Source organism: Clostridium sp. OS1-26 (assembly GCF_030915445.1).
GTDB lineage: Bacteria > Bacillota > Clostridia > Clostridiales > Clostridiaceae > Clostridium_AM.
This window is the reverse complement of record NZ_CP133264.1, coordinates 3,794,569-3,806,318: the sequence shown is the minus strand read 5'-3', so window position 1 is coordinate 3,806,318 and position 11,750 is coordinate 3,794,569. Positions and strand designations below refer to the sequence as shown.

Genomic DNA, 11,750 nt, shown 5'->3' with positions numbered 1-11,750 from the left:
ATTGTATAAATAGCTTATGCCTTTATATTTTTGGCATAAATATGGTATTATTATTTAGAACCTTACATACACAAATTTTAGAATTGGAGAGTGATAACTATGGCTGTTAACATAAAAAACGATTGGATGGGATTATTAGAAAATCAATTCCAAATGGAATATTATAAAGAATTGAGAACCTTCTTAATACATGAATATGGCTCTAGAGCTATATATCCAGATAAATATGATATATTTAATGCCTTGAATTATACTGCATATAAGGATGTAAAAGTAGTTATCCTAGGTCAAGATCCCTATCATGGTCCTAATCAAGCACATGGGCTTAGCTTCTCTGTAAAGCCTGAGGTACCTGCACCTCCTTCTCTAGTTAATATTTATAAAGAATTACAGGATGACCTTGGCTGCTTTATTCCAAACAATGGATATTTAAAAAAATGGACTGATCAGGGTGTGCTGCTCCTTAATACAGCCCTTACGGTAAGAGCAAGAGAAGCAAATTCTCATAGGAATAGAGGTTGGGAAATATTCACTGATGCAATTATTTCTATACTTAATAAAAGGGAAAAGCCTATGGTCTTTATTTTATGGGGAAGTAATGCTATTTCAAAGGAAAAACTTGTAACAAATAAAATTCATTACATAATAAAAGCCCCACATCCAAGTCCACTTTCTGCTCATAGAGGTTTTTTCGGGAGCAAACCCTTCTCAAAAACTAATAAATTTTTAGAGTCTATTGGCGAAGCTCCTATTGATTGGCAAATCCCAAACATATGATAATATAAAGGATTTACTAAAAAATTGGTGCTTGAAATACTGCAAAATCCAATTGCTGTTTTTAGGGATGTAGGTAGTTACAAATAAGGCAAGGGAATGTCTATATTTCTCTTACCTTACCTTTATTTCTTTATAAACTCAATCTGTACCTTTGTTCCTTCTTTCTCAGTGCTATCAATAGATAAAGTACCTCCATGCAGCCTGACTATTTCATCACAAATCGCTAAGCCAATTCCACTGCCTGGCTTTTTCACATCAGCTTTATAAAACTTTTTTAATATATTAGGAAGATGTTCTTTCTCTATTCCACATCCGTTATCTTCAATTGACACTGTAATTTTATCGTTAGTCATACATGCAAATACTTTTATACATCCACCCTCAGGAGTAAACTTCAAAGCGTTATCTATTATATTTATAAATACCTGTTTTAATCTATTTCTATCTGCTTTTATTGTAGGTATATCTTCTATATGAGCTTCTAAATCTATATTATTTCTTGAAGCTCTTGGTTCTAGCTGACTTAGTATGCTAAATAATAGCTCTTTAATATCTACATCATCTATATTAAGTACAATTCTGTTAGCTTCAAACTTAGAAAAATCCAGTAATTCTTCTACCATAGCTGAAAGTCTTTCGCTTTCTTCTATTATAATATTTAACCCCTCTTCTCTTCTTATAGCATCTGTAAGTTCTTTTCTCTTTAAGGTTAAAGCCCAACCTTTTATGGAGGTAAGTGGTGTTCTAATTTCATGAGATATGGAGGATATAAAGTCATTTTTTAACCTTTCATTTTTGGTTATTTCTTCAGCCATAAAGTTTAAAGTATCTGCCAGGCTGCCTACTTCATCATTATATTTTTTTTCTGCTCTAGTAGAGAATTTCCCTAAAGCCATGTCTTTAGCAGCTTCTGTTACTTTGTTTAATGGTTTGATAATGCTGTTTGATATAGCCAAACTTACTGTAGATATGATTAGTATTACAAAAAAACCTATGAGGTTAAAAATTCCAAAGATTTTGTTTAAAAGCTTATCCACTTCAGCTAAAGAAGATACAAGCCTTATAACTCTGGCATTCTCTCCTGGTTCTGTTAAAAGATAAGATACACATAAAGATTTTTCATTGGTATAATTCGGTATGCCTATCCATACAGAGGGAGTTCCCTTTAAAGCTTTTTTCACATCCTCAGATTCCATTTTTTCTCCCTCTTTAATTCCCAAGGAATCTGCTATTATTTTTTCTTCAGCGGATATTATTTGAACCTGTGCATTTGTAGATGAAGATAAATTTTCAATAAGATCCTCTGAAGACTTTTTAGGATCATCTCTTAAAAGATATCTATTATAAAAAACTATAGACATTTTAGCTTGCTTTCTTAAGTTTTCCTCTATTGTCCTATAGTAATAATTCTTTATTGTTACAAAACTGATAACCTCTAAAACTACTACTGTTAAAAAAATCGCTATAAAGTGGCTTCCAAAAAGCCTTTTCTTAATGCTTTGCAACAAAATCACTTCCTAAAATTTAGTAAACCTATAACCATGTCCCCATACAGTTTTTATGAATTCAGGATTAGATGGATCTTCTTCTATCTTCTCTCTCAATCTTCTTACATGTACATCTACAGTTTTATAATCTCCAAAAAAATCTTCACCCCAAGCTAAATTTAAAAGTTCATCCCTTGTAAAAGCTTTATCTAGATTTTCCATAAATACTATCATAAGTGCACTTTCCCTGTTAGTTAAATTTAGTTCTATATCATCTTTGTACAATTTTTGCGAGTATTTATTTAACTTTAAATTTTTTATACTTATCACATCTTCATTCTTAGTCTTTGAAGTTGCCTTTACCCTTCTTAAAATAGCTCTTATTCTTGAAATGAGCTCCATAGGGTTAAAGGGTTTTACCATATAATCATCAGCGCCTAAATCTAACCCCACTATCTTGTCCATATCTTGTCCTTTGGCCGTAAGCATTATTATAGCCATGTTTTCAGACCTCTCTCTAAGCTTCTGACAAAGCTCATAACCATCTATACCAGGCAGCATTATATCTAAAATTGCTACATCTGGCATATCTGTTTTACATATCTTCAAAGCCTCTTCTCCCGAAGAGGCTTCTATCACATGAAAATCACTTATACTTAAATTTACTACCAAAAAGCTTCTTATATTAGCTTCATCTTCTACTACTAGTATCTTTTCCTTCATGCAATCAACTCCAAAATTATTTTACTTTTTCTAAATAAGCTTTAACAGTATTTATATCCGCATCTCTGTGTATATCTATATACCCATCAGTACCATAATGGCCTTTTTTATTTAACTCTTCAAAAGCATTTAAAGCTTTAGTAAAATATTCTCTTGCTTTTTCTTTATCATTCTTATCTAAATATATTTTACCATATTGTACATATATATTAGCTATAAAATACTCTGTATCTATTAAAACATCTTTTGAAGTAAGCTTAATTTCAATACTTTTATATACTTTGTCTAATATTTCAAGAGCCCCGTCATAATGCTTTTCAATTCTCAAAGCTTCAACATTTAATAGTTCAAAATAACTAGAATCTACAGGGAAATATTTTTTAGAAGCTTCTATTTGTGATGCAGTCCCCATAGATTTTAAAGCATCCTTTGTCATGCCTGCTTTTAATTGTGCATCAGCTAGCAGATACCAAGCTAACTCATTATTAGACTTTTCCTTTATTAAACCATTGTAATATTCTATAAAGTTTTTATAATAAGAATTAAAGTCTTCTCCATAATACATTTTCTTATCTTTAAGCTTAAATATCTCTGCTTTTTGTACGTTCCCAATACAATTTGTCCAACCACTGAAAACAAAGCTGTTATCCTTATCTGATGGTGCATTTAATATTTCGAATTTATTCCATATACCTAAATAAGTTTCTTCAAACTTGCCATTTTCAAAAGTATAAGCTTTATATACAGCTCCAGCATGACTGCTTATCAAGGAACCAACTATAAGACTCTTTTTATCTTTACTTGTTACATTAGTAAACTCTACCCTTGCTATAGAATTGCACTCAGTTTTTTTCTCTTCTATCTTTTCCCATTTATTATTTTTTTCCTTTAAAATAATGAATCCTTTTTCAAACTTATCCTCAATCTTAAAAAAAGCTAATATTTCATTCTGGTTATCTCCGTCTAAGTCCATATGATATACAGACTTTCCTGTTACTATTTCATTAGTACCCAGTAGCTTTGCTCCCTGTGGAAGATAACTTTGCGCTATTGATTTTACATCTACGCTGCTAGCCATAACTTTATTTACAGTAGGAGATTTAATTAAGGCTTGAGGTGTAGAAAAACTCCCACAAGATGTACTTAACAGACAAACTGCACTTAATAAACATAATCCTATTTTTTTCATAGCTTAACACTCCCTATATAATTATAAATTCAAGTAACTTGATTACATTTATGATTATACCTTTTCTTGCTATTTAAAAAGTTATATATTTATTAAAAATGATTACATAAAAGTTACAAAAAAGAACCATAGGCAGATTAATAATTAAATCCGCCTAAAGTTCTTCTATATTAGTTTTGCACTTCATTATGAAACTGCATAAGTAACTAACTCTTGTATATTTTTCTTTTTTACAAAATCCATAGGATGATCATAAGCAGCTAGCATTCCTTTTTCATCTGCTGTTAAATCTTTTTTCGTTTTTAATTTCCACTTTAGAAATGTCATGAGTATTTTGTTAAGAGGACTAAGCTTTTTATAATTAAAGCCGCCGCGCAAATAAAAGAACTTTATATATCCTTGCTGCTCAGCAGTAAAGTTTTTATTTCTCACTCCTTCAATTTCCTCAGCTCTTCCTACTGAGGCTCCTGTTGCAAAAACTATAACCTTTTTACCCTTAAGGCTGTCACTGTTTTCAGTTATAAACTTTACGCCATTTATTCCACTGGCATATAATCCACCGCCGTAAGTTACAGTATCATAATTTTTCAGCATGTCTACATTAGCCTCTGAAACATGAAAAATATCCGCTCCTAGCTCTTCAGCAATCCACTCTGCATATTTTTTAGTAAAACCTGTTTGTGATTTATATATAACTATACTTTTCATTCCTCATACCTCCTTTTAATAATCATACTTCAATATATTCAGGTTTTACCCTGCTTATTAAGGATACCTTTAATATCATTAACTTATTTTATGAATTACTTATTGATTCCTTTTTCAGCATTTCTTCAAATTCTTCCTTCGATACAGGCTTACTAAATATATAACCTTGTACCATATCGCAGTTATATTCTTGAAGTATTTTTAACTGCACCATATCCTCTACCCCTTCTGCTACTACCTTAAAATCTATTCCATGAGCTAACTGTATTAGTGCAGAAACTATGGCGCTTTGTTTTTTATCTTTGGCAATATCATCTATAAAGGATTTATCTATTTTTATATAGTCTACAGGAATGGTTTTTAGATAGCTTAGAGAGGAATAGCCTGTACCAAAGTCATCAAGATACACCTTAATACCTAAATCTCTAATTTTATTTAACATCTTTTTGAAATACCTAAAGTCCTCCATAATGATGCTTTCCGTTATCTCAATTTCTAACCACTTAGCTTCTAATTTTGTATCATTCAAGGTTTTTTTGATTAAATTTAAAATTCTATTACTCTTTAATTGATTTACAGAAAGATTAACAGCTATAGCTGCCTTCTTGTAGCCTGCCTCCTGCCATTTTTTATTCTGTGAACACACAGTCTTCATCACAATTTCTCCAATCTTTTCTATTAAACCTATTTCCTCTGCTAAGTTAATAAAAACTATTGGAGATATTATTCCCTTTGTAGGATGAATCCATCTTACTAAAGCTTCTGCTCCCTCTAACTCTCCTGTTCTAATATTTATTTTTGGTTGATATAACACAGTAAATTCATTATTTTCAACTGCTTCTCTAAGCTCCTTTTCTAGTTCTACTCTTTCTAATACTTCTTTCCTCATATTGCTTTCGAAAAATTTATAATTACTTTTTCCAGAAATTTTAGCAAAACTCATAGCCGTATCTGCATTTCTGAACAATTCTTCTAAATCTCTTCCGTCTTTTGGATATATGGCAATGCCTAAACTTGCTGATATGTATATATTGCTATTTTCAATAGTGACACTTTTCTCTAGGGATTTTGATAATGAATACACAAGTCCTGCCAGATCCAATTCATCTTTAACACTTCTCACTAATATTGCGAATCTATCGATAGCTACATGACAAATCATATCCTCATCTTTTATATATTCCTTTATTATAGACATAACTTTTACAATTAATTTATCTCCAAATTTGTAACCTAAATCATAATTCACATTTTTGAAATCGTTAATATTAACATATACAATAGCAGCAAATTCGCTTTGCTCTACTAAACTAATTATTTTAGAAAGGTTCTCTTTAGCGTATATGATATTAGGAATATTGGTTAAAGGATTATACAAAGCCAGACACTTCATTTCTTTTTGTAGATTATCCATATCACCACTATGTTTATGATTATCTATATTTTTTATTTTTAAATTGCATTTGTTTTGATCTATTGACATTTATTTATCTCCTTTCTGTATGTATCTATGAAGTTTTCAAATATGTAGCAACTAATAAAATCACTTCTCTTACACGAATTCTTAATGTATTATGATAAAACCTTACATAATAGTTATGCTTGTTATTTAAAATAAAAAGCCATATATTAGTAAAGTATCAGACTTATGTACAAAAAGGCAAGTCCTAAAATTCCATATCACTTTTTCATGATAATATAAATGGATATATTTGCATTTTAACAGTTTCAATTATATAATAATAAGTACTACATAATTGATTCTTTATAGAAGGGAGCTGATTTATTTGGTAACGGATATAGATTTTAACTCATTAATAACTTCTATTAGTAACTGTTGCCTAGGTCCTAGTTACTGTGACTCCTGTGATAAAGAAAATTGTCTTATAGGATACTGTAAGCAAAATCTTTTAACCTGTTTAAAAACAGGAGAGCAGTTTATAGAAGATGAAATAAATAATATTCCTGTCTTTGATACAAAGGTTTTTGACCAAAAATCTGTAATAGACACCATAGGTTTTATATTAAATCAATGTAAAAACTGTAATGCATATCATGATGAAGAGTGTATTATAAATATGCTCAGAAGCGCCTGTGAAGTAATATTGCTAGGCAATCCAATAGATTATAATGGTAGTGTTCTTTTATATATAGATGAAGTAAAGGATATTAATCCAGAAATATCTATAGGTATATATGAATCCTTTAAAAGAAATAAACAAGAAAGAGGAGGCATGTAATAATGGAAAATATCAAATTGACAATTGAGACTACTTTAGGTGAAACTAAAGGAACTGAACTTGATAGAGCAGTAAAACAAACCTTCAATGGTGAAACTAAGGAAGCAGGTCTTTACCTTGCTATAGCTCGCCAAGCTCAGAGACAAGGCTATGGTGATATTGCTGAAATATTAAAAGTTTTAGCTCTTGAAGAAGTAGAACATGCGGCAACTTGTGCTGAATTGAACGGCATGATAACAGAGGATTGTTTTCAAGATATAAAACAAATGCTTGAGGGAGAAATCTTTGCTAACGATGCTAAAAGACAAGATGCACTAAAGGCAGATTCCCTAAATATAGAATCTGCTAAAGAATTCTTTAATACTGCCGCTAAGGATGAAGGTAGACATGCTAGAATATTAGAGGGAATACTCAAAAATATGGAAAGTAAGAAAAATGCTTGTCATTTTTCTTACTTTCCTACCTAGTATTAAAACAAATTACCACCTAGTCTCCAAATGCTAATATCATATCCCTTTTCTGTTATAACCTTCATCCAAGACTTTAAGGTAGTTTTATCAGCATACCATACTTCATGTTTTATATTATTTTCATCTTTATAACTGAAAAACAGGCACCGGCTTTTATTATCACGCTCTACTTTAGCATTATATTTTTTTAGCATATCGCTAGCTTCAGCTTCTGTAATAGAAGTAGTTTTTCCATTAGATGCCCAATCAAAGCCTCCCGTAGCAATTGCAAAATCCTTTTTTCCTGGAACTTTGCTCATGCTTTCTATTGAGTTTCTGATAAATCTAAGATCTGCTTTTCCTCCCGGTTCACTGAACCCTCCATGCAAATTGTAGCACATTAATACATAGGTTGGACCTTCAGCAAAACTCAATTTATCAAAAGGTGTATTAGTTTCTAACACAACTCTAAGCCTTAAACCTTTATTTTCAGCTTTTTGATATAGTTCATTTATAAATAATATGTAATTATCCCATAATTCCATATCATTTTTTATTTGTTCATAATCAATTTCTATACCATCAAAGCCATGTTTAACTGCTAAGTTTATAATATCTTCAATATGCTTGCTTCTTGAATCTGAATTATTTAATAGGTCTTTTAATAAATTTGTATCTTTTAATAAATAACTCCCATCATCATTTACTTTATCATTGACAACAGTCATATACTTATTGTACTTATAATCCTTTGTTTTGTTATAGTAGTCAATTAATTCTTCTGACATCCTTAATTCGTTATTTGAGTTAAAATTAGCTGCAAAATAACAAATATTTTTCAATTTCTTATCTAAAGATTTAATTTCTTTATCAGAATTTAAATCCCAATATACAACCCAAGCTGATAAATTATTTATATTATTATCAAATATTTTTGCATCTTTATCCAAGTCTACATTATTAGCTTTATTCTTAGAATGAGCTTCTTTTGAATTGACATTTATAAATATGACTGGTATTGATAATACTATTAATATTATCAATCCAGTAAAAAACAAGCTTTTTCTTAAATTATTAATCATTTAGTACCTCTCAAACTATAAATTCTTAATAAACCAGTTCACAAGTTTATTGGAAGAACTTTTAATCTTATAAGTTATAGCTTCCATCCCTTTTAATGAAGAATCATATAAAACTTCGTTATTTATATTAGTTACTTTAAAACTTTTAAATACTCCATCATATACGTCATCTGCAATATTTCTTTGGCTATATCCATATTGTCCCCATGCAGATTCAAGAAGAATACTGCCTTCATTTCCGTTACTTACTTTTAAATCTTCTACTATCTTCTTGTCATCAATGGATAAGGTCAACTTTTTATCAATTAATGTTATATCAACTTTTTTGCTTCCAGGCTCTTTTATATCAAATTCTTTATTCTTATCACCTAAGTCTAAAGAATATAGGATTTTTTTATTGACCTTTGAATTTTCAATAACATTAACTTTATTATTAATAAGTTGAACACATATGCTATTGCTTCCGTCTTCATTGGATCTTAAGTATATAGATTGAGAACCTATGATATTACCATTTAGTATTGTTGATACTTTAATATCCTTATAACTTTTGCTATTTACCAATTTAATAAGGCCTTTTTCTTTTGGCAGAGATGTTAATATAATTTTATCATCTACAAACTCTGCCTGTCCTTTTATTTTTTGGAACTTTTTAGCTTTTTCTTTATCTCCTACAACAAATTCAGTGTTTCTTTTAGTATCATCCCCAATTCTCATTAATAAATGATTGGTGCTCCAATATGCCTGTGGTTGAACCCTTGTTAAATCATAAATAGAGTTGCTTTGTAAATTTAATGAGTATCCCTCTCTATTAAAGTTCATGCTAAACAGTTCTTTAATCCATTTACTATTTACTTCACTAGCTTTATCATTTGTACCAAACTTTCCTGTATTTGAATGCATAAGCACATATAAAGATGGTATGTATCCAAGCTCTTTATTATATATATTTGATAGCATTCCATAATCATTATTAATACGTTCTTTCATCTCCTCATAACTTTCCATAGGAATGCCATGTTCATCCCTGATGTAATCCATAAGATAATGATTATATTGTCTATGGATTTTAGGGGCTGCCTTTGAGAACTCAACGGAATTTAATTTTCCTAAGTAATTTGAGTCTTTATCAAAAACATTGATGTACTCCAGTCTGTATCCATTAGTTCCCAATTCCCAATAGGAGGTATCTTTTAGCTGTAGTAAATCTTTAGGCGTTAAAAACTTAGGATCTTTCTTTGCAAATTTATCTGCATAAGTCAGTATCGTGGCTTTATAGTTATATTGTTCTAGAATTTTTTGAGAAAATATTGCCGTATCTCTTCTTCCATCTTCAAATAATAAAAATACTGATTTTTCTGGTAATGTCCTTCCTTTTTTATAGTAATCTAATATATCTTGCTGAGTTATTGTTACATACCCATTATCTTTTAATGCTTTTATTTGTTTCTCTAATGCTTCAGTGCTTATTAGTGTAGCATCTCCAGTTCTATCTACACCAAAATAGGATACCGCAATAAAACCATTCTTCCTCTCCTTAGATGCAGCATATGCACTGTAGGGCTCATATACTGAAAAGGTATATAGAGCTTTTATAATAATTATTAATATTACACATAAAATTATTCCTTGAAATATACTTCTTATTATCTTAACTCTATCTTTTTTTTCAGGAGAAAAATTTTTATTCTTCATATACACTTTCCTCCTTTTTTATTAATATACTGGACCGTTTCTTTTGCTCTCTTTTTCTTTGAGCTTCTATATCACTTGGAGTCATTCTTGTTCCCCATGTTGATTTCCAAAATGTTACCCATGCTATAGGCATTTGCCAAAGCAATACCGCTTCATAATAAACGCAAAATAACATTCCAAAAATCCAAGTTGTGCTTCTTCTAAAAAACATCTGGGCAAAGCTCATCATTAATGCCATCATTAATAGTCCAATAAGAAATGTTGTTGGAAATATCCTGTGTACAATTGGTACATAAATTAGGTTATAAGTGAATATTATAGGTGCAGCAACAGGAACAAATACCCCCATGTAAAAGAAGGCGGCCATAAAAGGTTCTTTTTTCCACATAAACTTTCCTGCAATAATTGATTCTCTAAGCCATGACCTTTTCCATCTCATTTGCTGTCTAAGAAATACACTATATTTATTAGGTACAACAGTGGAGCAGATTGCCGTATCTTGATAACTAGTTCTATGTCCATTCAATACAAAATTAGTCATAGCTCTATCATCTCCAAAGGTTGCCTTTTGACCTAAAAACTTTTGATTTATCCATTCATTCATATTATCCATAACTATTTGTTTTCTGTAGCAGGCCAGCGGTCCTGATAAACATGTAACTGCATCAAAGTAAGCCTCTGCTGCTTTCATAATTCTAAAAGCAATATAATATCTAACAGACTGCATTTTAGTTAAATTGTTTGTATAAGTATTGGCAACATCTGTCCTACCTGATACTCCCCCCATTTTAGGATCTTTAAAAGGTTGAACTAGATTTCTTATTGCAAAAGGATCTAAGAAGCTGTCTGAATCAACAAATACAACTAAATCATGCTTTGCACTTAAAACTCCTCTGGAAAGAGCATCTCTTTTCCTGCGTTTTTTTCTTGAACAAAATACTTTACCCTGTTTGGAGCATCAAATCTTTCTGCTTCCTTATTTAATTTCTCTATAGTCTCTTTAATTTTACCTACAGAATTATCATTAGAACAATCGTCTACAACTATAACTTCTAATTTATCAATAGGATAGTCTTGGTTAATGCAGCTTAAAATTGTGTTTTCTATCCACTGCTCTTCATTAAAACAAGGAATAATAATTGTTACACCTGGTGTATAATTAACATCCATTGGCATAGGCTTGTATAAAACACCAAATAAATATCTGCTTAATAAAAATACAGCTGCAATAATACTATATAGATATATCCACTTATTAAATCTAAAGTATATAACACTTTCTGCCCGCATTAATATAATGAACATACTTATAAATAATAGTAATAAGCTAGAAGCAGCTAATACATATCTATCCTTCTTTCTACCGGAATATTGTGATAAGCTCTCAATAAACTCCATGC

Annotated in this window: 10 protein-coding genes and 1 pseudogene; 3 read left to right on the top strand and 8 right to left on the bottom strand. The window is 30.3% G+C overall.

Annotation, left to right across the window (positions count from 1 at the left end):
• The first annotated feature begins 99 nt into the window (after window positions 1-99).
• On the top strand, window positions 100-777 hold the full coding sequence (locus RCG18_RS18715; protein ID WP_308037543.1) for a uracil-DNA glycosylase: 678 nt from the start codon (window positions 100-102) through the stop codon (window positions 775-777).
• Between the two features lie 122 nt (window positions 778-899).
• Here the strand turns inward: RCG18_RS18715 and RCG18_RS18710 are convergent, their stop codons facing one another.
• The 5 genes from RCG18_RS18710 to RCG18_RS18690 form a co-directional block, all read right to left on the bottom strand.
• The gene (locus RCG18_RS18710) at window positions 900-2,282 is read right to left on the bottom strand and encodes a HAMP domain-containing sensor histidine kinase (protein WP_308037542.1); all 1,383 of its coding nucleotides are present in this window, start codon (window positions 2,280-2,282) and stop codon (window positions 900-902) included.
• A 12-nt stretch (window positions 2,283-2,294) separates the two neighbouring features.
• The gene (locus RCG18_RS18705; RefSeq protein WP_308037541.1) at window positions 2,295-2,987 is read right to left on the bottom strand and encodes a response regulator transcription factor; all 693 of its coding nucleotides are present in this window, start codon (window positions 2,985-2,987) and stop codon (window positions 2,295-2,297) included.
• A 16-nt stretch (window positions 2,988-3,003) separates the two neighbouring features.
• Window positions 3,004-4,176 (bottom strand): tetratricopeptide repeat protein, encoded by a 1,173-nt coding sequence (locus tag RCG18_RS18700; RefSeq protein WP_308037540.1) that lies wholly within the window; start codon window positions 4,174-4,176, stop codon window positions 3,004-3,006.
• Window positions 4,177-4,362: 186 nt separating this feature from the next.
• Complete coding sequence (locus RCG18_RS18695; RefSeq protein ID WP_308037539.1) at window positions 4,363-4,884, bottom strand: flavodoxin domain-containing protein; 522 nt, start codon at window positions 4,882-4,884, stop codon at window positions 4,363-4,365.
• An 88-nt stretch (window positions 4,885-4,972) separates the two neighbouring features.
• Complete coding sequence (locus RCG18_RS18690; protein WP_308037537.1) at window positions 4,973-6,367, bottom strand: bifunctional diguanylate cyclase/phosphodiesterase; 1,395 nt, start codon at window positions 6,365-6,367, stop codon at window positions 4,973-4,975.
• Window positions 6,368-6,671: 304 nt separating this feature from the next.
• Here RCG18_RS18690 and RCG18_RS18685 point away from each other — a divergent pair, with 304 nt between their 5' ends.
• On the top strand, window positions 6,672-7,124 hold the full coding sequence (locus RCG18_RS18685; protein ID WP_308037536.1) for a hypothetical protein: 453 nt from the start codon (window positions 6,672-6,674) through the stop codon (window positions 7,122-7,124).
• A 2-nt stretch (window positions 7,125-7,126) separates the two neighbouring features.
• A complete protein-coding gene (locus RCG18_RS18680; protein WP_308037535.1) occupies window positions 7,127-7,591 on the top strand; it encodes a ferritin family protein in 465 nt (154 codons plus the stop codon).
• A gap of 2 nt (window positions 7,592-7,593) precedes the next feature.
• Here the strand turns inward: RCG18_RS18680 and RCG18_RS18675 are convergent, their stop codons facing one another.
• The 3 genes and pseudogenes from RCG18_RS18675 to RCG18_RS18665 form a co-directional block, all read right to left on the bottom strand.
• Window positions 7,594-8,655, bottom strand: coding sequence for a glycosyl hydrolase family 18 protein (locus RCG18_RS18675; RefSeq protein ID WP_308037534.1), 1,062 nt, complete (start codon window positions 8,653-8,655; stop codon window positions 7,594-7,596).
• Between the two features lie 15 nt (window positions 8,656-8,670).
• Window positions 8,671-10,350, bottom strand: a complete 1,680-nt coding sequence (locus RCG18_RS18670) for a glycoside hydrolase (protein ID WP_308037533.1) — start codon at window positions 10,348-10,350, stop codon at window positions 8,671-8,673.
• Window positions 10,340-11,520, bottom strand: a pseudogene (locus RCG18_RS18665) (glycosyltransferase). The gene RCG18_RS18670 and the pseudogene RCG18_RS18665 overlap by 11 nt, the downstream one beginning before the upstream one ends.
• Window positions 11,521-11,750: the final 230 nt, after the last annotated feature.

Bases quoted from the DNA above. Each gene is read 5' to 3' on its own strand.
- RCG18_RS18715 (WP_308037543.1), top strand. From the start codon at position 100: ATGGCTGTTAACATAAAAAACGATTGGATGGGATTATTAGAAAATCAA.
- RCG18_RS18675 (WP_308037534.1), bottom strand. From the start codon at position 8,655: ATGATTAATAATTTAAGAAAAAGCTTGTTTTTTACTGGATTGATAATA.
- RCG18_RS18695 (WP_308037539.1), bottom strand. From the start codon at position 4,884: ATGAAAAGTATAGTTATATATAAATCACAAACAGGTTTTACTAAAAAA.
- RCG18_RS18690 (WP_308037537.1), bottom strand. From the start codon at position 6,367: ATGTCAATAGATCAAAACAAATGCAATTTAAAAATAAAAAATATAGAT.
- RCG18_RS18680 (WP_308037535.1), top strand. From the start codon at position 7,127: ATGGAAAATATCAAATTGACAATTGAGACTACTTTAGGTGAAACTAAA.
- RCG18_RS18670 (WP_308037533.1), bottom strand. From the start codon at position 10,350: ATGAAGAATAAAAATTTTTCTCCTGAAAAAAAAGATAGAGTTAAGATA.
- RCG18_RS18705 (WP_308037541.1), bottom strand. From the start codon at position 2,987: ATGAAGGAAAAGATACTAGTAGTAGAAGATGAAGCTAATATAAGAAGC.
- RCG18_RS18700 (WP_308037540.1), bottom strand. From the start codon at position 4,176: ATGAAAAAAATAGGATTATGTTTATTAAGTGCAGTTTGTCTGTTAAGT.